Annotated in this window: 27 protein-coding genes; 18 read left to right on the forward strand and 9 right to left on the reverse strand. The window is 65.4% G+C overall.

The genetic code is table 11. From position 1 onward, the window contains the following. Positions 1–47 precede the first annotated feature (47 nt). The gene (gene glpX / locus ACZF5Y_RS05050) at positions 48–1,031 is read left to right on the forward strand and encodes a class II fructose-bisphosphatase (protein ID WP_497534735.1); all 984 of its coding nucleotides are present in this window, start codon (positions 48–50) and stop codon (positions 1,029–1,031) included. Between the two features lie 111 nt (positions 1,032–1,142). On the opposite strand, the gene ACZF5Y_RS05055 is transcribed toward glpX, so the two are convergent. The 4 genes from ACZF5Y_RS05055 to ACZF5Y_RS05070 all read right to left on the reverse strand — a co-directional run bounded on the left by ACZF5Y_RS05055 (position 1,143) and on the right by ACZF5Y_RS05070 (position 4,665). Continuing rightward, complete coding sequence (locus tag ACZF5Y_RS05055; protein WP_497534736.1) at positions 1,143–1,982, reverse strand: HAD hydrolase family protein; 840 nt, start codon at positions 1,980–1,982, stop codon at positions 1,143–1,145. Then, positions 1,979–2,449: a heme-binding protein gene (locus tag ACZF5Y_RS05060; protein WP_497534737.1), complete on the reverse strand. Its 471-nt coding sequence runs from the start codon at positions 2,447–2,449 to the stop codon at positions 1,979–1,981. The genes ACZF5Y_RS05055 and ACZF5Y_RS05060 overlap by 4 nt, the downstream gene beginning before the upstream one ends. Before the next feature lie 52 nt (positions 2,450–2,501). Then, on the reverse strand, positions 2,502–3,992 hold the full coding sequence (locus ACZF5Y_RS05065) for a DNA recombination protein RmuC (protein ID WP_497534738.1): 1,491 nt from the start codon (positions 3,990–3,992) through the stop codon (positions 2,502–2,504). A gap of 88 nt (positions 3,993–4,080) precedes the next feature. Continuing rightward, on the reverse strand, positions 4,081–4,665 hold the full coding sequence (locus ACZF5Y_RS05070) for an exonuclease domain-containing protein (protein ID WP_497534739.1): 585 nt from the start codon (positions 4,663–4,665) through the stop codon (positions 4,081–4,083). Between the two features lie 115 nt (positions 4,666–4,780). Between ACZF5Y_RS05070 and ACZF5Y_RS05075 the strand changes: the two genes are divergently transcribed. The 3 genes from ACZF5Y_RS05075 (at position 4,781) to ychF (ending at position 6,704) form a co-directional block, all read left to right on the forward strand. Next, positions 4,781–5,140, forward strand: a complete 360-nt coding sequence (locus ACZF5Y_RS05075) for a DUF2200 domain-containing protein (RefSeq protein ID WP_497534740.1) — start codon at positions 4,781–4,783, stop codon at positions 5,138–5,140. After that, positions 5,137–5,565 (forward strand): DUF1761 domain-containing protein, encoded by a 429-nt coding sequence (locus ACZF5Y_RS05080; protein WP_497534741.1) that lies wholly within the window; start codon positions 5,137–5,139, stop codon positions 5,563–5,565. The genes ACZF5Y_RS05075 and ACZF5Y_RS05080 overlap by 4 nt, the downstream gene beginning before the upstream one ends. A 65-nt stretch (positions 5,566–5,630) precedes the next feature. Next, a complete protein-coding gene (gene ychF, locus ACZF5Y_RS05085; protein WP_497534742.1) occupies positions 5,631–6,704 on the forward strand; it encodes a redox-regulated ATPase YchF in 1,074 nt (357 codons plus the stop codon). A 12-nt stretch (positions 6,705–6,716) separates the two neighbouring features. Here ychF and ACZF5Y_RS05090 read toward each other — a convergent pair whose 3' ends face one another. Then, positions 6,717–8,027: a hypothetical protein gene (locus ACZF5Y_RS05090; RefSeq protein WP_497534743.1), complete on the reverse strand. Its 1,311-nt coding sequence runs from the start codon at positions 8,025–8,027 to the stop codon at positions 6,717–6,719. A gap of 108 nt (positions 8,028–8,135) precedes the next feature. Between ACZF5Y_RS05090 and ACZF5Y_RS05095 the strand changes: the two genes are divergently transcribed. Next, positions 8,136–8,789 (forward strand): DinB family protein, encoded by a 654-nt coding sequence (locus ACZF5Y_RS05095; RefSeq protein ID WP_497534744.1) that lies wholly within the window; start codon positions 8,136–8,138, stop codon positions 8,787–8,789. Here ACZF5Y_RS05095 and ACZF5Y_RS05100 read toward each other — a convergent pair. Continuing rightward, complete coding sequence (locus ACZF5Y_RS05100) at positions 8,699–9,316, reverse strand: GNAT family N-acetyltransferase (protein WP_497534745.1); 618 nt, start codon at positions 9,314–9,316, stop codon at positions 8,699–8,701. The genes ACZF5Y_RS05095 and ACZF5Y_RS05100 overlap by 91 nt on opposite strands. Before the next feature lie 42 nt (positions 9,317–9,358). On the opposite strand from ACZF5Y_RS05100, the gene ACZF5Y_RS05105 reads away from it, so the two are divergent. After that, positions 9,359–10,123 carry an SDR family NAD(P)-dependent oxidoreductase gene (locus tag ACZF5Y_RS05105; RefSeq protein WP_497534746.1) on the forward strand — a complete coding sequence of 255 codons (765 nt, stop codon included), beginning with the start codon at positions 9,359–9,361 and terminating at the stop codon, positions 10,121–10,123. Positions 10,124–10,161: 38 nt separating this feature from the next. Here ACZF5Y_RS05105 and ACZF5Y_RS05110 read toward each other — a convergent pair whose 3' ends face one another. Then, complete coding sequence (locus tag ACZF5Y_RS05110) at positions 10,162–11,670, reverse strand: peptide MFS transporter (protein ID WP_497534747.1); 1,509 nt, start codon at positions 11,668–11,670, stop codon at positions 10,162–10,164. A 167-nt stretch (positions 11,671–11,837) separates the two neighbouring features. Between ACZF5Y_RS05110 and ACZF5Y_RS05115 the strand changes: the two genes are divergently transcribed. The 3 genes from ACZF5Y_RS05115 to ACZF5Y_RS05125 all read left to right on the forward strand — a co-directional run bounded on the left by ACZF5Y_RS05115 (position 11,838) and on the right by ACZF5Y_RS05125 (position 13,567). Continuing rightward, on the forward strand, positions 11,838–12,047 hold the full coding sequence (locus ACZF5Y_RS05115; protein ID WP_053351859.1) for a DUF4287 domain-containing protein: 210 nt from the start codon (positions 11,838–11,840) through the stop codon (positions 12,045–12,047). Between the two features lie 6 nt (positions 12,048–12,053). Next, entirely contained in the window at positions 12,054–12,710 is a 657-nt protein-coding gene (locus ACZF5Y_RS05120) for a DUF1345 domain-containing protein (RefSeq protein ID WP_497534748.1), read from the forward strand. Positions 12,711–12,814: 104 nt separating this feature from the next. Then, positions 12,815–13,567 carry a GTP pyrophosphokinase gene (locus tag ACZF5Y_RS05125; protein WP_497534749.1) on the forward strand — a complete coding sequence of 251 codons (753 nt, stop codon included), beginning with the start codon at positions 12,815–12,817 and terminating at the stop codon, positions 13,565–13,567. Between the two features lie 36 nt (positions 13,568–13,603). Here ACZF5Y_RS05125 and ACZF5Y_RS05130 read toward each other — a convergent pair whose 3' ends face one another. Continuing rightward, positions 13,604–14,842: a multidrug effflux MFS transporter gene (locus tag ACZF5Y_RS05130; protein WP_497534750.1), complete on the reverse strand. Its 1,239-nt coding sequence runs from the start codon at positions 14,840–14,842 to the stop codon at positions 13,604–13,606. 48 nt (positions 14,843–14,890) lie between these two features. On the opposite strand from ACZF5Y_RS05130, the gene ACZF5Y_RS05135 reads away from it, so the two are divergent. The 4 genes from ACZF5Y_RS05135 (at position 14,891) to ACZF5Y_RS05150 (ending at position 17,873) form a co-directional block, all read left to right on the forward strand. Then, positions 14,891–15,343, forward strand: coding sequence for a MarR family winged helix-turn-helix transcriptional regulator (locus tag ACZF5Y_RS05135; protein ID WP_497534751.1), 453 nt, complete (start codon positions 14,891–14,893; stop codon positions 15,341–15,343). Between the two features lie 82 nt (positions 15,344–15,425). Beyond that, positions 15,426–16,214: a phosphotransferase gene (locus ACZF5Y_RS05140; protein WP_497534752.1), complete on the forward strand. Its 789-nt coding sequence runs from the start codon at positions 15,426–15,428 to the stop codon at positions 16,212–16,214. After that, positions 16,211–17,113 (forward strand): homocysteine S-methyltransferase family protein, encoded by a 903-nt coding sequence (locus ACZF5Y_RS05145; RefSeq protein WP_497534753.1) that lies wholly within the window; start codon positions 16,211–16,213, stop codon positions 17,111–17,113. Before ACZF5Y_RS05140 ends, ACZF5Y_RS05145 begins: the two co-directional genes overlap by 4 nt. Positions 17,114–17,150: 37 nt before the next feature. Further along, complete coding sequence (locus ACZF5Y_RS05150) at positions 17,151–17,873, forward strand: hypothetical protein (RefSeq protein WP_497534754.1); 723 nt, start codon at positions 17,151–17,153, stop codon at positions 17,871–17,873. A 16-nt stretch (positions 17,874–17,889) separates the two neighbouring features. Here the strand turns inward: ACZF5Y_RS05150 and ACZF5Y_RS05155 are convergent, their stop codons facing one another. Further along, entirely contained in the window at positions 17,890–18,684 is a 795-nt protein-coding gene (locus tag ACZF5Y_RS05155) for a CPBP family intramembrane glutamic endopeptidase (RefSeq protein WP_497534755.1), read from the reverse strand. A 239-nt stretch (positions 18,685–18,923) separates the two neighbouring features. Between ACZF5Y_RS05155 and ACZF5Y_RS05160 the strand changes: the two genes are divergently transcribed. The 5 genes from ACZF5Y_RS05160 (at position 18,924) to hutU (ending at position 26,163) form a co-directional block, all read left to right on the forward strand. Continuing rightward, positions 18,924–20,543 carry a peptide ABC transporter substrate-binding protein gene (locus tag ACZF5Y_RS05160; RefSeq protein ID WP_497534756.1) on the forward strand — a complete coding sequence of 540 codons (1,620 nt, stop codon included), beginning with the start codon at positions 18,924–18,926 and terminating at the stop codon, positions 20,541–20,543. Positions 20,544–20,728: 185 nt separating this feature from the next. After that, complete coding sequence (locus tag ACZF5Y_RS05165) at positions 20,729–21,655, forward strand: ABC transporter permease (protein ID WP_053351869.1); 927 nt, start codon at positions 20,729–20,731, stop codon at positions 21,653–21,655. After that, complete coding sequence (locus tag ACZF5Y_RS05170) at positions 21,648–22,601, forward strand: ABC transporter permease (protein WP_497534757.1); 954 nt, start codon at positions 21,648–21,650, stop codon at positions 22,599–22,601. The genes ACZF5Y_RS05165 and ACZF5Y_RS05170 overlap by 8 nt, the downstream gene beginning before the upstream one ends. Next, complete coding sequence (locus ACZF5Y_RS05175; RefSeq protein ID WP_497534758.1) at positions 22,598–24,298, forward strand: dipeptide ABC transporter ATP-binding protein; 1,701 nt, start codon at positions 22,598–22,600, stop codon at positions 24,296–24,298. Before ACZF5Y_RS05170 ends, ACZF5Y_RS05175 begins: the two co-directional genes overlap by 4 nt. A 137-nt stretch (positions 24,299–24,435) precedes the next feature. Next, positions 24,436–26,163 carry a urocanate hydratase gene (hutU, locus tag ACZF5Y_RS05180; RefSeq protein WP_497534759.1) on the forward strand — a complete coding sequence of 576 codons (1,728 nt, stop codon included), beginning with the start codon at positions 24,436–24,438 and terminating at the stop codon, positions 26,161–26,163. Positions 26,164–26,166 lie beyond the last annotated feature (3 nt).

Below are 26,166 nucleotides of genomic sequence, written 5' to 3' on the forward strand. Positions count from 1 at the left end.
CGTTGGGTCAGCTTCGACGGCCCAGTCTACGCGGTAGGGTTGGGGCCATGACTGAACCTGTTTCGCTGGGCGAGTGGCAGCCCGATCGCAACCTCGCCATGGAACTCGTCCGCGCAACGGAGGCCGCCGCGATGCGCGCGACTCCGTGGATCGGGCGTGGCGATAAAAATGCCGCCGATGGCGCTGCAGTCGATGCCATGCGTCGATTCCTCTCCACGGTGAACATGCGTGGCACGGTGGTGATTGGCGAGGGCGAGAAAGACGACGCCCCCTGGCTGTACAACGGCGAGGTTGTGGGCAACGGCGAGGGCGCCGAGTGCGACGTCGCCGTCGACCCCATCGATGGCACTCGGTTGACGGCCGAGGGGCGCCCAGGTGCGCTGTCGGTGATCGCCGTAGCCGACCGGGGCAGCATGTACGACCCCTCAGCGGTCTTCTACATGGACAAGCTGGTCTGCGGCCCCGCAGGCGTCGGCGTCGTTGATATTCGGCGTCCGATCGGCGAGAACATTCGGGCGCTTGCGCGCGCGAAGAAGGTCGATGTCACCGACATCCGTGTTGCCGTGCTGGATCGGCCCCGCCACGAGCAGCTCATCGCCGAGATCCGCGAGGCCGGTGCGGGCACGCGACTGCTCATGGACGGCGACGTTGCCGGCGGCGTGAACGCGGCGCGCTGGGACTCAAACATTGACCTGTGCGTGGGCATCGGCGGCACTCCGGAGGGCATCATCACCGCGTGCGCCGTAAAGGCGCTCGGTGGTGTGATCCAGGGCAAGCTGTGGCCCCGCGACGACGACGAGCGTCAGCGCGCTATTGACGCCGGACACGACCTCGACCGCGTGCTCGAGGCCAACGACCTCGTGGCGAGCGACAACTGCTACTTCGTGGCGACCGGCATCACCGACGCCGAGTTCGTCGACGGTGTGAAGCGGAATGGTCCGTTCGTTCGTGCGGAGAGCATCGTCATGCGCGCGCACTCGGGCACCATCCGCCACGTCATCAGCGATATGGATCCGAACCGCTGGGTGTGATTCAGGTGTGACAGCGGAGGCCCGGGCACTGAGTGCCCGGGCCTCCGCTGTGTTTCGCGCGCGTGCGAACGGCGCATTGCTGCAGGTACGCGTTCGTATGTGCGGTCGTTCTCAGATGTCGAAGGGTGCGTCGGTCGGAAAATGCGCCCGAAGACTGAGGCCGACGCCGTCTTCGTCGTTCGAGAGTGTGCGCACGACGTGTTCGGCGACGGACAATGCGGGGTCAGCGTTGCCCATCAGTACGCCTACGCCGACCTGTTCGAGCATGGGAATGTCGGCTTCGGTATCGCCGAACGCGATGCACGCGTCGAGCGGAACCTTCAGATGCTCGGCGAGAGCTGCGAGCGCGACGTGTTTGCGCGTCGTGGTGATTTCGAGCACGCGGCCAGAGAAATGGGCGAAAACCTCGGGCAGCGATGCGTCGATGCCGGCCTTGATCGGTGCGAGGTGCTCGGGCTCCCCGCGGAACATGACTTTGTAGACGGGGTGCTCGGGGGTGCGTGCGGCGACGTCTGGGTCGATGCGGTTCGGCCAGATCGAGGTGTTCCGTGCTTCGCGCAAGCCCCAGATGCCCATGTCGCTCACGTGCCACTCTGATTCGGTGTAGACGCCCACGTGCACCGGACGCCCCGCCGCGATGCTGAGCATGGTGCCCACCGGTGCCGAGGTGAAGGGGCGATCAAGAATGGTCTCGAATTCGTCGGTGCTGCGGGCGCGCACGAGAGCGCCGCCGAAGGCGATGTGCGACGTCGCGGTGCCGAGTTTGTGCTCGATGATGCGCGATGCCGCGATGCTGCGCGCGGTCACGATCGAGACGGTCGCCCCGGCCTCGGCGACCCGTGCGACTTCAGCTCGGGTGAACGCCATGATCTGCTTCGCGCTGTTGATCAGGGTGCCATCGATATCGATGGCGACGAGACGCAGGTCTGTGCGTGCACGCTCTGCGCTCATCGGCGAGCGCCCAGCACCTCGATGATGAGCGCATGGTCGTCTTGCTGGGGGAGGCCACTGACCGTGACCGACCCCTGTACTGAGCCGTCGATGACGATGGGCACTGATCCACCGTGGGGAGCGAAGTCGGCCTCCGGCAGCTCGTCGGTGACCGGCCCCAGCCCTTGTGCGGCGAGTCGCTGCCCGACGAGGAAGCTCGGCAGACCCGTAGCCTCGGCGACATTGCGCTTGCGTCGAATCCATTCATCGTTGACCGTACTCGTGCCGGGGAACGCCAGACGGTACACCTCGTGGTCACCGAGTTTTACCGACACCGTGAACACGAGCCCGCGTTCTCGCCCGCGTCGCACAATCTCCTCGCCGATCTCGATCGCGTCGGCGTGCGTGTATGAGTGCAATGCTGCTTCGGAGAAACCGGCGGCAATGATCTCGGGGTCAGCGATAAGGGGGAACGCATCTGTGGCCATGGTCATACGCTAGCGCAGCCTCGTCTCATGACAGGACAAACGAGGTGCACGTTCATCGGTCTTCCCAGAGCCCGGTGTGCGCGTCCGTCTCGGCTGCGGTGACTTCGTCAGCACCGACTCGTGCCCGAGCGGCTGCGAGCGCATCATGTTCGGGCGCGGGTTCGGTGACGTACTCTTCGAGCGCGTGCGCGCTGCGTTCGCCGGCGGTGTCGAACGTCTCGACGGCTCTGAGGCGCTTCTCGACCGCACGCGTGCGTCGGCCGGCCTCGCTCACGGTGTTCTGTGCCGTGGCAAGCTGCTTGCCGAGTTTTTCCCAGACCTGGCCATACTTTTGGAACTCGACCTTCGCTGCGCTCAACACCTGCCAGACCTCGGAGCTGCGCTGCTCGATGGCGAGCGTGCGGAACCCGAGCTGGAGGCTATTGAGGAGCGACATGAGCACGGTGGGGCCGGCGACGGTGACGTGGTACTCGGTCTGCAACTTGCTCGTCAAGCCCGGGCGACGGATGACCTCGGCAAAGAGCCCTTCGGTCGGCAGGTACATGATGCCGAAATCGGTCGTGTACGGCGGCTCGAGGTACTTGTCGCGGATGAGTTTCGCCTGCGTCAGAATGACTCGTTCCACGGTCTTGCTCGCGGACTCGATTTCCGCGCGCTCCCCGCGCTCCTGAGCTTCGAGGAGGCGTTCGTAGTCTTCCTGAGGAAACTTCGAATCGATCGGCAGCCACACCGTGTCACCGAGATCACCGCGACCCGGAAGTTTGACTGCGAACTCGACCCGCTCCGCGGAGCTCGGCCGCACGGCGACGTTCTCTGCATACTGCTCGGGGGTCAGCATGTCTTCGAGCTGGCGCGCGAGCTGCACCTCGCCCCAACTGCCGCGGTTCTTCACGTTCGTGAGCACGCGCTTCAAGCCGCCGACGTCGCTGGCGAGGGTTTGCATTTCTCCCAGACCCTTCTGCACCTGCTCCAGGCGATCGCTCACGAGACGGAACGACTCGCCGAGTCGCCGTTCGAGCGTGCCCTGCAGCTTCTCGTCGACGGTCTCACGCATCTTCTCGAGCTTGGCTTCATTGCCCTCACGAAGCTTCTCGAGCTCATCGCGCAGCACCCGCTGCAGCTCAGCTTGCTTAGCGACGTGCGTATCGGCGAGCGCCTGCACTCTGCCGGAGTTCTCGTCGAGCGAGGCCTTCAACCGATGCTGCAACTGCTCGCCGACGGCCAGCCGCACCTGTTCGAGCTTCGCATCGTTGGCCTCGCGCAGGTCTTCGAACCGTGCTTCAACGCTGGCGCGCAACGAGTTCTGTGCGGTCAGCGTCGCTTGCGCGCCGGCGTGCACCCGGTCGCTGATGCCGGTGAGCGATTGCCCGATTTCGCCGCGCTGTGCGGAGAGGTCGCCGCGGATCTCAGCGGCGAGACCGCGCCCGTCGAATGACGACGCCGGAGCCCCGGTTCGCGAGCCGGTACGCAGGAACACGACGACCAGCAGCGCGACGAGCAGGAGCAGATTCGCTCCGAGCAGGATGAGGGTGGCAATCGCCATGATGCACCGTGCTTTCGATCAGTGGAAGGTTCGCATCCACGTTCTCATGGGCCACCGACATTCATGGTGCGGTGGCCCAGGTGTCGCATCAGAGCTTCAGCGGAATGGCCTTCAACTGCTGAATGCGCAGCCCAGTGTGCTTCGCGAGTGCCGTCACCGAGTCGACCCCGTGGCGCTGAGCGGCATCCGAAATGATGGCGGCGCAGGCTTCGGCGTCGGCGAGGGCATCGTGGTGCGCGAATTCGCCGTAGCCCGCCGCAGCTGCCGACAGCGGCAAGCGATGCGATGGAATCTCGTATGTCTTGCGCGAGACCTGCACGCTGCAGAGGTACTTCAGGCGGGGTGTTGGCGCCACCGACTCGGCGCACGCCGCGCGAATCACGCCCATGTCGAAGCTGGCGTTATGCGCAACGGCGACGTCGGCGCCGATGAACTCTCGGAGCTCGCCGAGCTGCTCACTCCACGATCGGGCCTCGGCGACCATCGCCGCCGTAATGCCATGGATCTTGATGTTGAACGGTAGAAACGCGGCGTGTGCGGCGGGAGGGCGGATCAACCAGTGCACGCGATCCACCACCACCCCGGCACGCACGCGGACCATGCCGACCGAGCATGCCGAAGACGGATGGCTGTTCGCGGTCTCGAAATCGATCGCAGTGAAGTCGACGGGCACGTGTCCACTCTGACACACCCCCCTGACATTGATGCATCCGCGGGGCGCCGGGGTGTGCATGCGTGCGCGAGGGGCGACAATGGAGTTCACGATCCACCCGTCGAGAGGGACGACCATGGCCGAGCATCGCATCTACGGCATGAGCTTTGCGAGCATCTACCCGCATTACATCGCCAAGGCGGAACGCAAGGGGCACACGAGAGAAGAGATTCACCAGGTCATCACCTGGCTCACGGGCTACGACGACGCCGGCCTGCAGCGCGTGCTCGACGACGAGACCGACCTGCGCACGTTCTTCGCAGAGGCGCCTCGCATGCACCCCAATGCGACCCTGATCACGGGCCTCATCTGCGGAATACGGGTGGAAGAGATCGAGGATCCGCTGATGCAGCAGATCCGGTACATGGACAAACTCGTTGACGAGGTCGCGCGGGGCAAGAAGATGACGTCGATTCTGCGCGGAGGTTCCGCATGATTCCCGAGATCAACTACTGGGCGGTGATCGTCGCCACGCTCTCCACGATGGTCGTGGGGTCGGTGTGGTACACGCCGAAGGTGTTCGGCACCCGGTGGATGCGACTCGCAAAGGTGAACCCGAGCGGCGACGCGAAAGCCGCGGTCGGCCCGATCTTGGTCACGCTGGTCGTCAGTTTCATTACGGCGTGGGTGTTCGCCGGGGCGAGCTGGATCGCCTTCGCGTTTTACGGCGGCTCGTTTGTGGCGGCGACGCTCGTGACAGGGCTGCTGCTGTGGGCGGGCTTCACCGCATCGCGTTTCATCACGCACGACGCGTTCGAGGGGCGCCCCGCAGGTCTGACCGTGTTGAACATCGCGCACGAACTCGTCACCGTCATCGTCATGGCGATCATCATCGGGGTGTGGCCACCCGCGATCGGGTAGCGTCGGATCGCCTCGCGGCGGCGAGCGGTCATGCTCGGCCTCATCCCCGCGTAGACTGATGCCTCGTGGCTCTGACTATCGGCATCGTAGGACTCCCCAACGTGGGCAAGTCGACCCTGTTCAACGCGCTCACCCAGAACGACGCGCTCGCGGCGAACTATCCGTTCGCGACGATCGAGCCGAACGTCGGTGTGGTGAACCTGCCCGACCCGCGACTCGATGCGCTCGCGGAGATCTTCGGTTCGGAGCGCATTCTGCCCGCACCGGTCAGCTTCGTCGATATCGCCGGCATCGTGCGCGGTGCCAGCGAGGGTGAAGGGCTCGGCAACCAGTTCCTCGCGAACATCCGCGAGGCCGACGCGATCGCACAGGTCGTGCGCGGATTCTCAGACCCCGACGTCATCCACGTCGACGGTGCCGTCAACCCGGCGAGCGACATGGAGACGATCAACACCGAGCTGATCATTGCCGACTTGCAGACGATCGATAAGGCGCTCTTGCGCTACGAGAAAGAGCTCAAGAACAAGAAGATCGACGCCTCTGTCGTTGATGCGGCGAAGGCCGCGCAGGCCGCGCTGAACGACGGTCAGGTGCTCTCGCAGTCGAAGATCGATCTCGAGCCGATCAAGGAACTCGGCCTGCTGACGGCGAAGCCGTTCCTGTACGTCTTCAACGTCGACGAGACGGTGCTGCAGGATCGCGCCAAGCTCGACGAGCTCGCCGCTCTGGTGGCGCCGGCCCAGGCGATCTTCTTGGACGCGAAGATCGAGAGCGAGCTCATCGAACTCGACGCGGAAGATGCCGCGGAACTGCTCGCATCGATCGGCCAGGAAGAGAGCGGGCTTGACCAGCTCGCGCGCATCGGCTTCGAAACGCTCGGATTGCAGACTTACCTGACCGCGGGCCCCAAGGAGGCGCGCGCCTGGACCATCAAGCAGGGCGCCACGGCGCCGCAGGCGGCCGGCGCGATCCACACCGACTTCGAAAAGGGCTTCATCAAGGGCGAGATCATCTCGTTCGAAGACCTCGTTGAGGCCGGTTCGGTCGCCGAGGCTCGCGCCAAGGGCAAGGCTCGCATGGAGGGCAAGGAATACGTCATGCAAGACGGCGACGTCTGCGAGTGGCGCTTCAACGTCTGAGCTGATGAGTCGCTAGCGCGGTGCGTCCACGCACTCTGCGGTGCCGTCCGGTCGCTCGGCGCAGAGCCTTGCTCCCGGTTGCGCGAGCCGTTCGAGCGTGACCAATCGCGCCTGCAGCGCTTCCCTGCCCGAACTCTGCGGAACGGTGACGGTGACCTTTCTCGGCGACACAGTGATTGCGGTGATGCCGGGGCCGTCGAGCACGGCGCTCGCCCGGGCGGTGAGTGCCCCGAGTTGTGAGGGCTCCGAGGTGACGCTGAATTTGGGGTCGTCGGGTGCTCCAACGATGACCGTGAGCAGCTCGAAGGCTGCGGCTTCCGGCCGCGCCGAGAGCGCCGACGCGAGGGCTTCCGCGTCGTCTGGTGATGCGGCGGTAAACGTTGCGCGTGCGTCATCGGTCCACAGCGACTCGACCGTTGCGCGTTCGGTGTCGCCGAGCCCATCGAGCAACGCACGGGCGGGTGCACCGGTCGCATCAGTGCCGAGCGACACCTGCGGGCTCGCGAAAGCCACGAGGTAATCACTCGTCAGTGCGTGCTCGGTGAGACGTGCCGTCGCCGCGGGCACCTCGGACTCGTCGCCGACAGTGATGACGATGCCGTCAGGGGAGGCTCGCACTCCCGCCACGGGGACCGCTGGGGCGGGGTCCGTGAGGCTGAGCAGTGTTGCCTCCGCGTCTGACCACCAGGTTCCCGGAGGGCCCTGCACGGTGAAGTGCGCTGCGGGATCGCGCAGTGTGATGTGCGGCCCCGACGCAATGGCGATTTCGGCCAGGCGATCCGGAATGTCTCGCGCGAGCGCGAATGCCGTCGAGTACTCAGGCGGTGCAGATGCTTCGAGCTGCAGCGTCACCGCCGAAATTCGCTCATCGGCGTCAGCTGCGGTGAACTCGACAGAGCCCACATCGGCGACTGCTGCCAGGTCGAGTGCTGCTTCGATCGTCGCTGCGCTGGTCGTTGCCTCTGCGAAGATCGGCACGGTGAGCGTCGGTGTTCGCACGGTGATGTGCACCTCTGTGCCTGGTCGCGATGCATCGAACCCACTCAGCCGATCGACCAGACCGCGGAGCGCATCGTCGGAAGCGCTCGGTTCGACTCTGACGTCGGCGCTCAGCCCGCCCGTGAAGGGCTGGTTGTCGGCGGTCGAGAGCTCGAAGCCGGCGACGGCGGGATCGTCACCGAATGTTCGCGCGAAATCCCCGCGCACCGAATCGCCGCTGCAGGCGGCGAGGAGCAGCGCCGAAGCGCCGAGCAGCGCACCGAGCAGGGTGCCGACGAAGCCGCGGCGTCTCCGCTGCAGGGCCGATCGTGACGCGCTCACCATGCACTCAGCGTAGCGACGAAGCCCGCAACCGCGACCGTGTTGATCGCAACCGCGATTGCCGGTGTGAACGTCGGCGTGAATGTCGGTCGTGCCGATTACGCTGACGTCATGAACTCAGCACCGAATGCCACACGCTCCGCAGGTGATGAAGAGCTCGAACTTCTGCTGCGATACCTGCAGCTCGCCCGAGACGCCCTGCTCTGGAAACTTGAGGGCGTCGGTGAGTACGACGTTCGGCGGCCGCTCACCGCGACCGGATCGAATCTGCTCGGCATCGTCAAGCACGTTGCCAGTACGGAGTACGGCTACCTCACCGAATGCCTGGGCCGAGACGGGGGTATTGCGACTCCCTGGATGGCCGAGGATGCTCCCGCGAATGCTGACATGTGGGCGACCGCTGCCGAGAGCCGCGCCGACATTGTTGCGCTGTACCGTCGCGCCTGGGCGAGTGACGACGCAGTGGTGCGTGAGCTTGGCCTCGACGCAGTCGGCAACGTGCCGTGGTGGAGCGAATCCAGTGTGACCGTGCGGCGACTGCTCATCCATATGATCGCCGAGACGCACCGTCATGCAGGCCATGCCGATATTCTGCGCGAACAGATTGACGGTGCCGCAGGCATGCGCGCGGCGGCCACGAATCTGCCGGAGGGAGACGCCGAGTGGTGGCGCGACTACTCGCGAAGCGTCGATTCGGCGGCGCGCGCTGCGGCAGAGGCCGCGGGGGAGACCGTCGGGCAACCCCTTGCCGAATACACCGGTTGACGGGGCTGCGGCAACGCAGTGTTTCGGTCGACCGCGAATGCGAAGTGCGGCATATCAACCCCGCGGTAGTGCTTCACGAACCGCGACCGCACCGTCATTCCCAGTCGGATCGCCACGTTCATCGACGCGAGATTCGTGTCACGCACTTGTGCGTAGACGCGCTCCGAGTCGAGCTCAGAGAATGCGAAGTCTCGGCAGGCGGCCGCCGCCTCCGTCGCATAGCCGCGATGCCAGTGCGAGCGTTCGAAGAGGTACCCGACTTCATGCACGCGGACGCCGTCGATCTGCTGCCACGTGATTCCGCACTGACCGATCATCTCACCGGTCTCCTGCAGATCAACCGCCCACAAACCGAACCCGTCGGTGCGATAGCGATCCCGCATTCTCGTCAGCCAGGCATCAACCCCGGCATCATCGAACGCGCCCTCATAGGCGTGCATCGCTTCATCGTCTTGCAACATGCGCGAAAGCGCCGCGCGGTCGGTCGGCTGGATCTCGCGCAAGCTCAGTCGTTCGGTGTGCAGCATCACCCTTCCATTCTCGGGTCTCGCGCTCGTTAGGGTGGAACGATGACGCACGCCGCACTTCACGATCTCTTTGCGCTCGACGGCCGCCGGGCGCTGGTCACCGGCGGCAGCTCAGGCATCGGCCGAGCGATCGCCGTCGCACTCGCAGACGCCGGCGCGCAGGTCGTCATCGCGGCGCGCACCGAATCCGCGATCGACGACACGGTGATGCAGATTGTCGAGCGAGGCGGATCCGCGGTCGGCGCGGTAGCCGACCTGTCCGAGCGATCCGGAGCGCACGCGCTCGCGCAGGACGTCGGCGACGTCGATATTCTGGTGAATAGCGCCGGCATCAACCTGCGGCCTCCATTTCCGGAGCTCGGTGAAGCGGAATGGGACGCGACGATGCGCGTCAACCTCGATGCCCCCTTCATCTTGGGCCAGGCGCTGGCGCCGGGAATGGCGCAGCGTGGCTACGGTCGCCTCATCCACATCAGCTCGCAGCAGGCACAGCGGCCCTTTGCGGCGAGCGGTGCGTACGGCGTCTCGAAGGCAGCGCTTGAGGCGCTCGCGCGGAGCCAGGCCGAAGCGTGGTCGGCGCACGGCGTCACCGCCAACGTGCTCGTACCCGGATTCGTGCAGACCGCACTGAACACCCGGCTCTCCGCTGACCCCGAGACGGTGCGCGCACTCGCATCCCGCACACTCATCGGGCGGAATGGAGTGCCCGACGACTTCGCGGCGCCGGCGGTGTTTCTCGCCGGCGCGGGCTCGAGCTACGTCACCGGGCAGACGATTCCCGTCGACGGCGGCTTTTCCGTGCACTGAGGGTCCGGAGGTCGGCACCGACACGGCCACTCGAATCGTCAGCGCACCCCGCGCATGAGGTGCAGGATCGGCTTCCGAACGATGATCAACACGATGCCGACCGCAATCGATGCCAAGCCGATCGTCAGGAAGTAGGGCACCTCGGTGTCAGTGGAGTAGAAGCTTGAGAGCGCGCCCGCTGCCGCCGAGCCGAGGGCGATCGACAGGAAGTACAGCGCCACCATCTGTGAGTGGAACGCGTGCGGTGAGAGCTTCGTGGCGAGCGACTGGCCGACCGGAGAGATGCAGAGTTCCGCGAGCGTGAAGAGGAAGAGAATCAGCACGATCGCGAGGAACGGCACCGAGCCGTTCGCGCCACCCGAGAAGGGGAGGAACGCGAGGAAGGCGAGGCCCATGACCATCGTGCCGAGCGCGAACTTGATCGGTGTACCGGGCTGGCGCTCACCGAGCTTGGTCCACATCGCCGCGAAGACGCCCGCGAAGATGATGATGAACACGGGATTGATCGAGGTCACCACGCTCGGCGGCAGCTCGAAGCCGAAAACATGGCGATCGAGACGCTGATCGGCATAGATCGCCAACACCGTGAACTGCTGCTGGAACAGCGTCCAGAAGACTGCGGAGGCGATGAAGAGCGGGATGAACGCAAAGACGCGGCTGCGCTCCTCAGTGGTGACGCGGCGACTCGACCCGATGACGGTGAACAGGGCGATCGCCGTGACGACCGTGAGCCCGACGACGATGACCGAGAGGTTCTCGGGGCGCAGCGCACCCAGCAGGGCTGCGCCAACGATGACGATGATCGCCGCGAGCAGAGTGATCGACCAACGCGTGCGTTCGGGGCGGGTCAGCGGGTTCGTCGGTCGGGCACTCGACGCGGTGATCGTGTGCCGGCGCAGCAGCAGGTACTGCACGAGCCCGAGCGCCATGCCGATGGCCGCGAGGCCGAAGCCCCAATGGAAGCCCTGCCAGCCCCAGACCAGGCTGGTCAGCAGCGGGCCCACGAAGCCGCCGATGTTTACGCCCATGTAGTAGATCGAGAACGCCGCGTCGCGCCGCAGATCTTTCGGGTCGTAGAGATCGCCCAGTACGGTCGAGGTCGTCGTCTTCAGCGATCCCGAACCGAGCGCGACGCTCACGAGACCGATGGCGAGGCCGATGCCCCCGGGGAACACGGCGAGCGCGACGTGCCCGAACATGATGATGATCGCGGCAGCGAGCAGCGTCTTCTCCGCGCCCAGCACACGATCGGCGACCCACCCGCCGATCACCGAGGAGAGATAGACGAGCCCGCCATAGGCGCCGACGATCGATGTGGCGGCAGCCTGCGACATGCCGAGACCGCCCTCGGAAACCGAGTAGTAGATGTAGAAGGCGAGGAGGCCCTGCATGCCGTAAAAGCTGAAGCGCTCCCACATCTCGACGCCGGCGAGGTTCGCAAGACCCCACGGGTGCCCGAAGAAGCCCCGCTCGCCGCGCGAGTCCGGTCGCGGTGCGCCTGCGTCGTGCGCCGTGCTGGTCTGTTCGGTCACGGGTGTCCTCTGCATCCTCCCGCCAAGAGCTGACGGGACTCGGTGGTTGCGGCCGTGCTCGATCCTACTCGGGGCCGTCGGCGCTGCGCAGGCTGCGGTGTCGAGCGCCCGTCGAATGTCGGCCCTTCGTGTTAGCTTGAGCGCACCACGGTGCAATTGCGACGGTGAATCAGGAGGCAGGCATGACCGAGCCAGTCAAAGGCCCCAAATCGTACTTCCCATCGATCGAAGCAAAGTATGGCCACTCGATCGATGAATGGATGGAACGCTTGCGACCATTTGCGGGTCAGAAGCACATGGAACAGGTGGCATTTCTAAAGGAGCAGGGCATGGGGCATGGCCATGCCAATGCGCTCGTGCATGTCTTCCGGGCCGAGCACGACGGAGCCTGAAAAGCCATGGCCCGCCTGCCGGTGCGCGCGCAGGTGCGTTTGCGCTGGGCGATTGCGGTCGTCGTGGGCGGCGCCGTCGCTGCCGCCTCGGTGCCGGTGCTCGGAGTCCCGGCCGGTGTGCTCGCGGGTTGGAGTGCGATTGCCGGCGTGAGCGCGGTCACCGTGCTCCTGCAGGTCTGGCGCATGTCGCCGGCGGAGACCCGCAGTCATGCGACTGCGGAAGACCCGGGGCGCCGGGTCGCGCGCCTCGTCGCCACCATCGGCAGTATCGTGAGCCTGGGGGCGGTCGCGGTGGTGATCGTGCAGGCGAGGCACGTCGAAGGGGCGCTCGGGCCGGTACTCGCGGCGCTCGCGCTCCTCAGCATCGTGGCGTCATGGACGCTCATTCACGTCGACTACTTGCTGCGCTACGCGCGTGAGTATTACGACACCGAGGCAGACGGTAGCGTGAAACGGGGAATCGATTTCAATCAAGAAACCGACCCCTGCTACGTCGATTTCGCCTATTTCTCGGTCGGCCTCGGCATGACCTACCAGGTGTCAGACACCGACGTGCAGCGCACCGAGATTCGGCGCCTCGTGATCGCGCAAACCCTGCTCGCCTACCTCTTCGGAGCGGGCATTCTGGCGACCGTGATCAACCTGGTCGCGGGGCTCGGATGAGCGGTGCGGCGAGAGGACTGCGCACGTCGGTCGCAGGGCTGCGATGCCGGCGATGCGGGGCGCAATCACAGACGATGCACGCGAGCGAGAGGTAACCTGAGGCCATGAGTATTCCGGCAGTGCCGGGGTTCGAAGCGAACCCCGGCGAGGAACCCGAAGACGATGAGATCACGATCTCGGCGAGCGCGTTGCGATCGCTGGGAGATCAGATGCAGCGCTTCCTCCTCGAGTACCGATTCGCGATGCAAGAGGTCGAGACGAAACTCGCGATTCTGCGCGAAGAGTTTCTGCACATGCACGAGTACAACCCCATCGAACACGTATCGAGCCGCGTGAAATCGGTCGACAGTCTCGTCGCAAAACTCGAGCGACGCGGCATCGGCACCGACTTCGACATCATCCGCACTGAGATCTACGACATTGCGGGAGTGCGTGTCACCTGCGCATTCATCCGCGATGTCTACCAGCTCTTTGATCTCCTGACGCAGCAAGACGACATCACCGTGCTCGAGGTTGAAGACTATATCGAGACGCCGAAGCCTAACGGTTACAAGAGCCTGCATACGATCCTCTCGGTGCCGGTCTACCTCTCGACCGGCCGCGTGGATGTGCCCGTGGAGGTGCAGTTTCGCACGATCGCCATGGACTTCTGGGCCAGTCTCGAGCACAAGATCTACTACAAGTACGCCCGCCAGGTGCCCGACACCCTCATTCGCGAACTCAAGCATGCCGCTGAGACCGCCGCAGAACTCGATACACGCATGGAGCGGTTGCACGTGCAAATGCACGGTGAACCGCCGTCTCAGTCGACGCCGCTCGAACTCCACCGAGTCGCCGAGCAGATCCACCGCGCCTAACCGCGACGCCCTTTCTGCGTTTCAGTCAGGGCGAGTTCAGGAGTTGCGCGGTCGCGCCACCAGGAACGCGACAACCGAGATCGTTGCCGCGCAGGTCATGACGATTCCGAGCGGTACTGCGGTGTGTTCGCCGGCGATGCTCACGAGCGGCGATGCGAGGGCGGCCAGACCGAATTGCAGGGCACCGAGAACGGCAGACGCCGAACCCGCCGCGCGAGGCACTGCACTGAGCGCGAGTGCGGTCGAATTGCCGAGCACGAATCCGAGCGATGCGACGACCACGAACACTGCGACGGCGATGCTCCACGGCGACACCGGCGCGAGGGCGCAGGCCACTACGGCTACTGAACCGAGACCAAGGCCGCAGAGGCCGATCGCGATCAAACGGCGTGGCGAGATGCGCCCCACCAATCGCGCGGAGACCGCGCTCGTGCCCATGAGGCCGAGCGCATTCAATCCGAAAAGCAGGCCGTATTGCAGCTCGGTGACCCCGATCAGCGACTGATAGAGGAACGGCGACGCCGAGATATAGGCCATCATCGCGGTGAATGCGCTGGCAAAGCCGATCGTGTAGCCGAGATACTGGCGAGACAGCAGCCCGCGCAGCGGGGAGCCAAGCGATTGGCGCGCTTGTGCGAGCTCGACGCGGCGGACAGCGGGCAGGGATTCGCGAGCGCCGAAGACTGCCGCGAGCAGCATGATCACCGCGATGCCGAGCACGATAGCAAGCACGCCGCGCCATCCGAGGGCATCCGCGAACAGGCCGCCGATGAGCGGAGCGACCACCGGGGCGACGCCGGTGACGATCATCATGAGGCTCATCGCGCGCGCGACAGCCGGCCCGCGAGCGAGGTCGGAGATGACCGCACGGCTGAGCACCATGCCGGCAGCCCCCGACATGCCCTGGAGCAGCCGCGCGACGATGAGTGCTCCCAGCGATGGGGCGAATACGGCGCCGAGGCTCGAGAGCACCAGCACCACCGCGCCGATGAGCAGCAGTGGGCGGCGGCCGAAGCGATCTGAGAGCGGCCCGAACACGAGTTGCCCTGCGGCGATACCGAGCAGGAATGCGGTGAGTGTCAGTTGCACGCCCGTCGCGCTGGCGCCGAACTCGTTGCCGATCGTGGGGAATGATGGGAGATAGAGGTCGGTCGCGAACGGGGCGACGGCAGAGAGAAGCGCCAAGATGAACAGGAGGCCGCCCGAAAGAGTAGGCGGGCGCTGGTCGGGTGCATCGGAAAGGACGTGGAGCGGGGGAGCTGAAGCGGTAGACACGAGTAGTTATCTTATCATAATTACTTTGGCTCGTCGTACCATGTGAGCATGACCGCACCGCACACCGACGCCGAAGCGCTCGCAGATATCGCCAGTGCCGTGCTCTCTCTCGCACGCGAGATCGAGTTCCGTCACGCTCATGACGCCTACATTCCGCTGACGCAGACCGAACGCCTCGTGCTGGGGACCTTGGATCGGCACGGAGAGACCGCACCGAGCGCACTGGCCGAGCGGCTCGGTGTGCAGCGCTCGAACCTGAGCACCGCACTTCGTGGCCTGGAATCGAAAGGTCTCGTCGGTCGACGCCGTTCGGACCCGGACGGTCGAGGAGTGCTCGTGAGTTCGACACCGCTTGCCGCCGCCAATCTTGCACGACTGCGCGAACGCTGGTCGCAGGTCATTGCGTCGGTCGCCCCCGAAGACATCGAGGCCCCGGAAATCGCGCGCCTGTTGCGGGGGATGGCCGATGCCTTCGTCGAGCGACGACGCACCGGAGAGTGACACGAGTGCCTGCAACGACGTCGTACGAGATCAACGGCGTGCGCCCGCGCGCGCATCGACGAAACCCGGTAGCGTCGCGGGTATGGTGAGCGAGCATCTGCCGGGAGGGTCAGGCGGCGTGTGGCGCGTATCAGAGCCCGGGCAAGAGACTCGGGTGCACCGGCCGACCGGCCCGTGGACCCCGGCGGTGCATGCGCTTCTCGAATACTTGAGTGCTGAGGGCCTCGACGGCGTGCCTCGTGTGCACGGGTTGGATGCGAACGGGCGCGAAGTGCTCGACTATTTGCCAGGCGACACGCTCGACCCCGAACGCGAATCCGTGTCCGACGACGCGCTCGCCGCAGCTGCGGCGTGGTTGCGGCGCTACCACGACGCGGTGCAAGGCTTCAGGCCGGGGGCGCTCGAGTGGCGTCAGGGGCTGCAGCCGCTGCGCGACGATCAGGTCATCTGCCACAACGATCCGGGGCTCTACAACTGGGTGGTGATCGGCGGCGCATTCGCAGGCATGATCGATTGGGATCGAGCTGGCCCGGGTCGACCGATCGACGACCTCGCTTTTCTGTGCTGGTCTGGGGTCCCGCTACTGCGCGAGATTCCGCCGCATGACGCGGCACGCCGACTCGGCATTGCGGCCGAGGCCTACGGAGGTGTCGACGTCCCCGAGCTGCTCGATGCCGTCGATGCGCGCATGGCGCTGATCTCGGAGCGCTGGAAAGCCGGTCTTGACCGTGAGGATCCCGGGACCATCGCGCTGCGCGACGCCGGCATCATGGGTCGCCATGAGGCTCGCGTCTCCGCATTCCGCGAACGCAGCGAGCTGATTCGTCGTGAAATCCGCACTGCGCCGCCGAGCACCAAGGAGACACCATGACCATGTCCATCGCCGATGGTGGTATCGAGACCGCGCTCACCGATCGTCTCGGTCAGCACCTCCGAGAGTTCGCGGCGTTCGAGTTGCTCGATACGGCGGCGGGCAGGATCGCCCTCACCGAGTACTACGCGCCCTTCATCGCAGTGGCGAGGCGGCACGCCTTGCCACTCGTGCTCGATACTCCGACCTGGCGCGCGAACGCCGACTGGGGTGAACGGCTCGGCTACGGCGCTGATGCGCTCGCGCGGATCAATGCGGACGCTGTCGCGTTTGTACGTGAACTCGACGAGGAATCGCCGCTCGGGTCACCCGAAATCCTTGTCAACGGCTGTGTCGGGCCGCGAACCGATGAATTCGAGGCTGCGCAGCGCATGACGGCCGGAGAGTCGGAGGAGTATCACGCTCCACAGGTGCGCGCACTCGCGGAGGCCGGAGCCGACCGTGTGACCTCGGTGACCACTCTCGATGCGGCGGAAGGTATTGGGGTCGTGCGTGCCGCACTCGCGGCGCGTGTGCCGGGTGCGGTGTCATTCATTGTCGACGCCGAGGGGTTGCTCGCCGACGGAAGCGCGCTCGATGCGGCAATCGCCGCGGTCGACGCGGCGACCGAGGGCGGTGCCGTCGGCTTCCTGGTGAATTGCGCGCACCCCGCGGAGGCCGCACGAGCGCTCGAGCGCGCGCACGGTGCGCCGGAACTCGATCGATTGATCGGCTTTCGGTTGAATGCCGCTCGCTCGGGAACTGACTCCGCCGATTCCGCAGCAGACTTCGCCGCAGCCGAGTTCGCACTCCGCAACTCCGCCCCGTCGGCACACGTGTTTGGCGGCTGCTGCGGCACCGACGTCGATCACATCGCAGCGCTCGCGGCAGCGATGCGGGAGCGGCCCGCCGCGGGTTGACACCGATCTTTCCGTCGGACGTGGTTAGGCTGTCGGCGTGAGTAAAGACCCATTCGAGGAACTCTTCGGCCCGGCGGACTCTGCAGAGCCGCCGACGGAGCCGCAGCCGGTTCCCGCGCGCCAGCGCCTCTCGTACGAGCAGGCGGAACGCGTGCGCACGGCGCAATTGTCCACTGAACCACGCACCGCGCGCGCGCAGAGCGGTGAAGCTCCGCGAGCGCTGCCCTGGATTGTCGTCGGTGTTGTCGCCATTGTCGCGATCGTCGTCTGCATCGTGCTCGTCAATATCGCGCGCGGAGGGGAGGCCTCCGAATCCCCGAAGCCGAGCAGTTCACCGTCGCCGACGCCGAGCGCCACCCCGACTCCGTCTGCGACAGACGATGACGATTCGGCCGATGCGCAGGCCGACGCCGACGGCGACGACGCGGATGACCCGAACGCGGTTCCCGATGTCGAGGTCGGGCCGACATCTCAACTCCTGATCACGCAGTGGAGCGCAACTTCAGATCTGAGTCAGAAGTTCGGCCGCACCCAGTACTACATCGAGGGCGAGAACCTGCAGCTGCTTGAAAGCCCCCTTATCGCGTCACTGCCAGAGTCGTGCGCCGCGATGCGCACGCAGTGGGGCGCTACCCGCGGAGCCGATGGCACGTTCACGCTGATGAAGCCGGCCGAGAAGTGCGCTGCGGCACCCGAAGTTTATGACGAGATCTGGGGGCTGACCGACGCTTTCGTGAAGACCATTAAGGTCACCGAGTAGCGCCGCAGTCGTCGCGTCAGCCTCCTGCTGGCGCGGCGAACAGGCCCGGCGCGAGCAGCACGGCGAGCGGATATCCCGCGAAACTGACGATATCGAGAATCCAGTGGGCGACGATCAGTGGGAGTGATCGACCCCAGCGCTGGTAAGCCCAGCCGAAGACCACCCCCATGACGACGTTGCCGATGAAGCCGCCGAAGCCCTGGTAGAGGTGATAGCTGCCGCGGAGTAGTGCGCTGGCGATGATCGTCGCCCAGGGGCCCCACCCCAATCGCCGCAGTCGATCGAAGAGGTAGGCGACGACGATGAGTTCTTCGCCGAGTGCGGCGCGGAGCGCTTGCAGCACGAGCACCGGAACGGTCCACCACGCGGCGTCGAGTGCGGTGGGAACGACGGTCGCGTTGATGCCGATCTGCTTCGCGAAGAGGTAGAACGCGATCCCCGGAATCCCGATGAGTGCCGCCAGACCGAACCCGCCGCCCACCTCCCGCGCCCACCACCCTCGGGCATCGCCGGGAACGCGTCCGAACCCGAGGCGTGACAGGTGCGGGGTGCGATACGACCACAGCAGGAACACGACGAGCGCGATCGGGGCGAGCCCGAACGCGAACTGCAGCAACTGGTAGACGAGATCGAAGACCGGGCGATCCGACAGCGATCGATTGATCGTCGCCGTCTGCGTAGACAGTGCCGTGTCTCGGGTGAGCCGCTCGGTGATGGAGACAATCGCGTAGACCGCGGACGCACCGAACGAGAGAGCGAGCACAATGGCGATCTCCCAGCGCAACCGGGTGCGAGATGCAGAAGCTGGCATGGCCACAGCGTACTGCGAGGTCGCGCGACGAATGTTGGGAGCGCACAGTTCGAAGACTTTCGAATGGAAATCGGTAAGCGAACTTCTACAGAAATCGGTTACGAAGGCGTTACGCTCTGTCGATTTGTGCGCATCCGGTCTGACAGGTCGCTAGGCTGTCAACGACCATCGATTCTGTTGGGCGTCCGGGAATGGAGACATTCGCGGCCATTCGGCAGACACTTTCAAGGAGGAAACCAGTGAAGCGATCACGGATCGGTTACGGGCTCATCGCCCTGGCCGCCGCAGGCGCCCTGGCGCTGTCCGGCTGCTCGTCGAGCGGCGGAAGCGGCGGCGGCGGCGAAGCAGACAGCTCGGCCATCATCACGACGAACGGCTCGGAGCCGCAGAACCCGTTGATCGCCACCAACACCAACGAGGTCGGCGGTGGCAAGATCCTCGACCTGATCTTCGCTGGCCTGGTCTACTACGACGCAGAGGGCGCTGCGCACAACGACATCGCCGAGTCCATCGAAAGCGATGACGCGACGAACTACACCATCAAGATTCGCGACGACGCGACCTTCACCGATGGTACGCCGGTCAAGGCGGAGAACTTCGTCAAGGCGTGGAACTACGGCGCCAATGCCGAGAACACGCAGCTCAACAGCTACTTCTTCGAGGACATCGAGGGCTTCAGCTACGAAGAGAACGTCGCTGAACTCTCGGGCCTCAAGGTCGTCGATGACACCACCTTCACGGTGAAGCTCAACAAGGCCGCATCGGACTTCCCGCTGCGCTTGGGCTACTCGGCGTTCTACCCGCTTCCCGACTCAGCGTTCGACGACATGGACGCACAGGGCGAGAACCCCGTCGTCAACGGGCCCTACAAGCTGGCCGGCGATGACGCGTGGCAGCACGACGAGCAGATCGAGCTCGTCGTGAACGAGGACTACAACGGACCCCGCGTACCGCAGAACGGTGGCGTGACCATCAAGTTCTACGCCACGCAGGATGCGTCGTACTCCGACCTCCTCGGTGGCAACGTCGACGTCGTCGACCAGATCCCCGAGACCCAGCTCGCCAACTTCGAGTCTGACCTCGACGGCCGCTCGGTCAACCAGCCGGCAGCGATTTTCCAGTCCTTCACCATCCCGGAGCGCCTCGAGCACTTCTCGGGCGATGAGGGCAAGCTGCGCCGCCAGGCCATCTCGATGTCGATCAACCGCGAGCAGATCACGGACAAGATCTTCGAGGGCACCCGTACGCCGGCAAGCGACTTCACGTCGCCCGTCATCGACGGCTGGAGCGACTCGCTCAAGGGCGCAGACGTGCTGGCCTACAACCCCGATGAGGCGAAGAAGCTGTGGGCTGAAGCCGACGCGATCTCGCCGTGGTCGGGCACCTTCGAAATCGCCTACAACTCGGACGGCGGCCACCAGGCCTGGGTCGACGCGACGACGAACAGCATCGCATCGACGCTCGGCATCGACGCGGCAGGCAAGGCCTACCCGAAGTTCGACGTGCTGCGCGAAGAGGTGACGAACCGCACGATCCAGACCGCCTTCCGCACCGGTTGGCAGGCGGACTACCCGGGTCTGTTCAACTTCCTCGGGCCGTTGTACGCAACGAACGCCTCCTCGAACGACGGTGACTACTCGAACCCCGAGTTCGACAAGCTGCTGCAGGAGGGCTCGGTCGACACCGACATCGCCTCGGCGAACGAGAAGTACCAGCAGGCTCAGGAGATCCTCCTCGAAGACCTGCCGGCGTTCCCGCTCTGGTACTCGAACGTGAACGGCGGCTACGGCGAGAACGTTCAGAACGTCGAGTTCGGTTGGAACTCGGTGCCGCTCTACTACGAGATCACCAAGAACTAACCACCCCGAAGTCGGAGGCCCCGGGCGCACTGCCCGGGGCCTCCGCGCTGGGCGGAGCGCTACCCGCGCGCCGCCCGGACCCAGACCTGTAAACCGGAAACATCGACGTTCCCTGAGTTTGCATCGCAACACAACTGCGAGAGAATACGCGACATGTTCAACAATCAGATTCGGAGGAACGGCACATGCTGAGATATGTCCTCTTCCGACTGCTCCAGGTCATCCCAGTGCTGCTGGGTACGACCTTCCTCATCTACTTCATGGTCTTCGCCATGCCCGGCGACCCCATCCTCGCCATGTTCGGCGACAAGACGCCCGACCCCGCGGTGGTCGAGCGTCTCCGCGAGCAGTACAACCTCGATCAGCCCTTCATCGTGCAGTATCTGCTCTATCTCAAGGGCGTGCTGATCGGCGACTTCGGTACCAGCCTGTCGGGCCAGTCGGTCTCCAGCATTTTGGAGCGCACCTTCCCGGTGACGATCAAGCTTGCAGCGATGGCCATCGTCATCGAGCTCGCGATCGCGATCACCGTCGGCCTCATCTCGGGTCTGCGCAAGGGCAAGCTGTTCGACAACGTCAACCTGATCATCGGTCTGCTCTTCATGAGCGTGCCGATCTTCGTGATCGCCTTTATCGCGCAGTGGGGCCTCGGCATCAAGCTCGGCTGGTTCCGCACGACCGTCGGCACCGGGGCACCGGTGCAAGATCTGCTGCTTCCCGCGATCGTGCTGGGCTTCTCGCTCTATGCGACGAGCATGCGACTCACGCGAGCCTCGGTGATCGACACCATGAACCAAGACTTCGTACGCACCGCGTACGCCAAGGGCCTGAGCCGCGGGCGCGTCATTCCGGTGCACGTGCTGCGCAACTCGCTGATTCCGACCATCACCAACACGGCCACCGACTTCGGTGTGCTCATGGTGGGCGCCACCGTCACCGAGGGCATCTTCAACGTGCCCGGTGTCGGCAACGCACTCTTCGGTGCGATCCTGAAGGGTGACAACCCGCTGGTCGTCTCCTTCGTCACGTTCATGGTGCTCATCTACCTCGGCGTCAATCTGGTCGTCGACCTGATGTACGCCGTACTCGACCCGAGGATTCGTTATGCCTGATCCGAAGAAGCCGAACGTGGAGCATTTCGTCGCTCCGTTCGAAGAGACGCCGGTCGCCGCCGTCGATGCGGTGAAGATCGACGAGAAGAAATCGAACCTGTGGCTCGATGCCTGGCGCGATATGCGCGGCCGCCCGATGTTCTGGATCTCCGCCGTTATCATCGTCGTCGTGCTCGCCGTCGCACTGTTCCCGCAGTGGTTCACGCAGGTGGACCCTCGAACCGCCGATCTCGCGATGTCGAAGGAGGGCCCGACCGCCGGGCATCTGCTCGGCTTCACTGCACAGGGTCAAGATGTGTTCGCCCGCATCATCTACGGCACCTCCACCTCGGTGTCCGTCGGCATCCTTGTGGTGCTGATCACGTTCGTGGTCGGCATCGTCGCCGGCTCGCTGGCAGGCTTCTTCGGGGGCTGGGTCGACACGGTGCTGTCGCGTCTCGGCGACATCTTCTTCTCGATTCCCTACATCCTTGCGGCGGTCATCGTGATGACCGTGTTCCAGGAGTATCGCAACCCGCTGGTGATCGCGTTCGCGATCGGCGGCTTCTCGTGGCCAGTGTCCGCGCGTATTCTTCGCTCGGAGATTCTGCGAGTGCGCAATGCCGACTTCGTGATGGCGTCGACGGCGCTCGGGCTCTCGAAGTTCAAGACGCTGATTCGTCACGTGTTGCCGAACTCGATTGCTCCGCTGCTCGTCGTCACGACGCTGTCGCTCTCCGCAGCGATCGTCGCGGAGGCCGTTCTGTCGTTCTTGGGCGTCGGTCTGCCGCCGGCCGAGTACATCAGCTGGGGCAACGATATCTCCGCGGCACAGCGAGATCTGCGGAATGATCCGCAGCTCCTGCTCTGGCCGTCACTCGCGCTCGCGACTACCGTGCTCGGCTTCGTGCTGCTGGGCGAGGTCGTTCGCGATGCGCTCGATCCGAAGGCGAGGGCCCAGCGATGAGCGACCAGCAGCCACTCCTGAGCGTCCGCGACCTGAAAGTCGAGTTCGGCTCGAAAAAGGAGCGCCGCGAGGTGCTCCACGGCATCGGGTTCGATGTCTACCCGGGCGAGACCGTCGCAATCGTCGGCGAATCCGGTTCGGGCAAGTCGACGACGATGCACGCCGTCATCAATCTGCTTCCGGGCACCGGTCAGGTCTCGGGCGGTTCCGTCACTTGGCAGGGCCGCGAGCTGGTCGGCATCGGCCGTCGCGATATGGAATCGATTCGCGGTCGCGAGATCGGTCTCGTGCCGCAGGATCCGATGTCGAACCTGAACCCGGTGTGGTCGATCGGCTTCCAGGTCGAAGAGGCGATCCGTGCCAACGGACTCGCCTCGGGCAAGAAGGAAGTTCGCGCGCGCGCCGTCGAGGTGCTCGAGCAGGCCGGTCTGCAGAACGCCGAGCAGCGCATGAAGCAGTACCCCCACCAGTTCTCGGGCGGTATGAAGCAGCGCGCGCTGATCGGCATCGGACTTGCGGCGAACCCGCAGCTGCTGATCGCCGATGAGCCGACCTCGGCGCTCGACGTGACCGTGCAGCGGGTCGTGCTCGACCACCTGCAGAAGCTGACGAACGAGCTCGGCACGGCCGTGGTCTTCATCACGCACGATCTGGGCCTCGCGGCCGAGCGTGCGGAGAAGCTCATCGTCATGTATCAGGGCAACATCGTCGAGTCGGGGCCGAGCCGCGAAATTCTCGAACGCCCGCAGCACCCGTACACGAAGCGTCTCGTGTCGGCGGCTCCGAGCCTCGCATCCCGCCGTATCGGCGATGATGCGACGCTCCCGACGGCGCCGACCGCGACGTTCGACCTCGCCGCACTCGCGGAGGAGTCGAAACCGACGGTCAAGCACGGCGAACCCATGATCGAGATCAGTGATCTCGGCAAGGTGTACAAGCTGCGCAAGGGCAACTTCGGGTCGGAAGACTTCCACGCCGTCTCGGGGGCGACCTTTACGGTCAACCGCGGCGAGACCATGGCGCTGGTGGGCGAATCCGGCTCGGGCAAGTCCACGATCGCGAAGATGGTGCTGCAGCTCGAGCAGCCGTCGTCGGGCTCGGTGAAGATCGCGGGCAAGGAGACCCGGGGCATGTCGTCGCGCGAGCTCTTCGGCCTGCGACGCACGCTGCAGCCCGTGTTCCAGGATCCGTACGGGTCGCTCGATCCGCTGCACAACATCGGCAACACGATCATGGAGCCGCTCAAGATTCACAACGTGGGCGATGCGGCGAGTCGCAAGGCGCGCGTGCTGGAGCTGCTCGATCAGGTCGCGCTGCCGCGCGAGCTGGCGACGCGGTACCCGAACGAGCTCTCGGGTGGTCAGCGACAGCGCGTCGCCGTGGCTCGTGGTCTGGCGCTCAAGCCCGACATCCTCGTGCTCGATGAAGCCGTCTCGGCGCTCGACGTGCTGGTGCAGGCGCAGATTCTCGATCTGCTCGCCGAACTGCAGCGCGACCTCGGGCTGACATACCTGTTCATCACGCACGATCTCGCGGTCGTGCGCCTCATCGCGGATCGCGTCTGCGTGATGCAGCAGGGGCGCATCGTGGAGCAGGCCACCACCGATGAGGTCTTCGAAAACCCTCGCGAGGAGTACACGAAGAACCTGCTCGCGGCCATCCCGGGCGCGCATATCGAGCTCGGTCTCGAGGCGTAGCACCCACGCACACAGACGCCCCCGACTGTCCGGCATTCCGGACAGTCGGGGGCGTCGCTGCGTTGTCGGAGCCTCTCGGTCACGATGGGATAGAGGCACGCGGATTTCCCCGCAGACTGCACACGAAAGGTCCAATGATGGCACTTCCCGGCGCACGCCCCGTCCGATCGCCCCGCGGCACCGAACTCTCGGCGAAGAGCTGGCAGACGGAGGCTCCGCTGCGCATGCTCATGAACAATCTCGATCCCGAGGTCGCGGAGCGCCCCGATGATCTGGTCGTCTACGGCGGCACCGGTCGTGCGGCGCGCAGCTGGGAGGCGTTCGATGCCATCGTAGACACGCTGCGCGATCTCGAAGAAGACGAGACCCTGCTCGTGCAGTCGGGCAAGCCGGTCGGCGTCTTCCGCACCAGCGTCTGGGCGCCCCGCGTGCTGATCGCCAACTCGAACCTCGTGGGCGATTGGGCGACGTGGCCAGAGTTCCGCAAGCTCGAAGCCGAGGGCCTCATGATGTATGGCCAGATGACCGCGGGGTCGTGGATCTACATCGGTACCCAGGGCATTTTGCAGGGCACGTACGAGACCTTCGCGGCGGCCGGGCGCAAGCTGCAGGGGCAGGGGCGGATCGCTGCGGCTGCGGGCAAGGGGCCGCTCGCGGGCACGATCACGCTGACGGGCGGCTGCGGCGGCATGGGCGGCGCGCAGCCGCTCGCCGTGACCCTGAACGACGGTGCGTGCCTCATCGTCGACGTTGACCGCACCCGCCTGGAGCGCCGGGTTGGCAAGCGCTACCTCGACGAAGTGGTCGATGATCTCGATGAGGCGCTGGCGAAGGTGCAGCAGGCGAAGGTGGAGCAGCGCGGCTGGTCGGTGGGGCTGGTCGGCAATGCCGCCGAGGTGTTCCCGGAGATTCTGCGCCGGCATCGGGCCGGTGAGGTCGTGATCGATCTCGTGACTGACCAGACGTCGGCGCACGATCCGCTCTCGTATCTGCCGATCGGCTACCGCGTCGAGGAGCGGCTCGCGCGCGCCGAGGCCGACCCGGAGCAGTTCACGACGGACGCCCAGGCGGCGATGGCCCAGCACGTGCGGGCCATGGTCGAGTTCCAGGATGCGGGCGCCGAGGTCTTCGATTACGGCAATTCCATCCGCGATGAGGCTCGCAAGGGCGGCTACGACCGTGCGTTCGAGTTCCCGGGATTCGTGCCGGCCTACATCCGTCCGCTGTTCTGCGAGGGGCTCGGGCCGTTCCGCTGGGCTGCACTGTCGGGCGATTCCGAAGACATCCGCGTCACCGATGCGGCACTCAAGGAGCTGTTCCCTGAGAACACGCACCTGCACAACTGGCTCGATGCTGCGGCCGAGCGGGTCGAGTTCGAGGGTCTGCCGGCGCGCATCTGCTGGCTCGGGTACGGTGAGCGCGCTCGCGCGGCGGTGCGCTTCAATGAGCTGGTCGCTGAGGGCAAGCTGTCGGCCCCGATCGTCATCGGTCGTGACCACCTCGACTCGGGGTCGGTGGCGTCGCCGTACCGTGAGACCGAGGCGATGGCTGACGGCTCTGACGCGATCTCCGACTGGCCGTTGCTGAACGCGCTGACCGCGGCGTCGTCGGGTGCGACGTGGGTGTCGCTGCATCACGGCGGCGGGGTCGGCATCGGCCGCTCGCAGCACTCGGGGCAGGTATCGGTTGCCGACGGTACCCCGCTAGCAGCCGAGAAGCTGCAGCGTCTGCTCACGAACGACCCGGGCATGGGCGTGATCCGTCATGTCGACGCCGGCTATCAGCGCGCGGTGGATGTGGCGCAGGAGCGCGGGGTCCGTGTTCCGGTGGCACCCGTGATCCGTAACACCGACACGGCCTGGTGATCC

This window comes from Leucobacter sp. WKLB1 (assembly GCF_059696215.1).

Coding starts and splice junctions, on each gene's coding strand:
- glpX (WP_497534735.1), top strand. CDS start 48: ATGACTGAACCTGTTTCGCTGGGCGAGTGGCAGCCCGATCGCAACCTC.
- ACZF5Y_RS05055 (WP_497534736.1), bottom strand. CDS start 1,982: ATGAGCGCAGAGCGTGCACGCACAGACCTGCGTCTCGTCGCCATCGAT.
- ACZF5Y_RS05060 (WP_497534737.1), bottom strand. CDS start 2,449: ATGGCCACAGATGCGTTCCCCCTTATCGCTGACCCCGAGATCATTGCC.
- ACZF5Y_RS05065 (WP_497534738.1), bottom strand. CDS start 3,992: ATGGCGATTGCCACCCTCATCCTGCTCGGAGCGAATCTGCTCCTGCTC.
- ACZF5Y_RS05075 (WP_497534740.1), top strand. CDS start 4,781: ATGGCCGAGCATCGCATCTACGGCATGAGCTTTGCGAGCATCTACCCG.
- ACZF5Y_RS05080 (WP_497534741.1), top strand. CDS start 5,137: ATGATTCCCGAGATCAACTACTGGGCGGTGATCGTCGCCACGCTCTCC.
- ACZF5Y_RS05090 (WP_497534743.1), bottom strand. CDS start 8,027: ATGGTGAGCGCGTCACGATCGGCCCTGCAGCGGAGACGCCGCGGCTTC.
- ACZF5Y_RS05095 (WP_497534744.1), top strand. CDS start 8,136: ATGAACTCAGCACCGAATGCCACACGCTCCGCAGGTGATGAAGAGCTC.
- ACZF5Y_RS05100 (WP_497534745.1), bottom strand. CDS start 9,316: ATGCTGCACACCGAACGACTGAGCTTGCGCGAGATCCAGCCGACCGAC.
- ACZF5Y_RS05105 (WP_497534746.1), top strand. CDS start 9,359: ATGACGCACGCCGCACTTCACGATCTCTTTGCGCTCGACGGCCGCCGG.
- ACZF5Y_RS05110 (WP_497534747.1), bottom strand. CDS start 11,670: ATGCAGAGGACACCCGTGACCGAACAGACCAGCACGGCGCACGACGCA.
- ACZF5Y_RS05115 (WP_053351859.1), top strand. CDS start 11,838: ATGACCGAGCCAGTCAAAGGCCCCAAATCGTACTTCCCATCGATCGAA.
- ACZF5Y_RS05120 (WP_497534748.1), top strand. CDS start 12,054: ATGGCCCGCCTGCCGGTGCGCGCGCAGGTGCGTTTGCGCTGGGCGATT.
- ACZF5Y_RS05125 (WP_497534749.1), top strand. CDS start 12,815: ATGAGTATTCCGGCAGTGCCGGGGTTCGAAGCGAACCCCGGCGAGGAA.
- ACZF5Y_RS05135 (WP_497534751.1), top strand. CDS start 14,891: ATGACCGCACCGCACACCGACGCCGAAGCGCTCGCAGATATCGCCAGT.
- ACZF5Y_RS05140 (WP_497534752.1), top strand. CDS start 15,426: ATGGTGAGCGAGCATCTGCCGGGAGGGTCAGGCGGCGTGTGGCGCGTA.
- ACZF5Y_RS05145 (WP_497534753.1), top strand. CDS start 16,211: ATGACCATGTCCATCGCCGATGGTGGTATCGAGACCGCGCTCACCGAT.
- ACZF5Y_RS05155 (WP_497534755.1), bottom strand. CDS start 18,684: ATGCCAGCTTCTGCATCTCGCACCCGGTTGCGCTGGGAGATCGCCATT.
- ACZF5Y_RS05165 (WP_053351869.1), top strand. CDS start 20,729: ATGCTGAGATATGTCCTCTTCCGACTGCTCCAGGTCATCCCAGTGCTG.
- ACZF5Y_RS05170 (WP_497534757.1), top strand. CDS start 21,648: ATGCCTGATCCGAAGAAGCCGAACGTGGAGCATTTCGTCGCTCCGTTC.
- ACZF5Y_RS05175 (WP_497534758.1), top strand. CDS start 22,598: ATGAGCGACCAGCAGCCACTCCTGAGCGTCCGCGACCTGAAAGTCGAG.
- hutU (WP_497534759.1), top strand. CDS start 24,436: ATGGCACTTCCCGGCGCACGCCCCGTCCGATCGCCCCGCGGCACCGAA.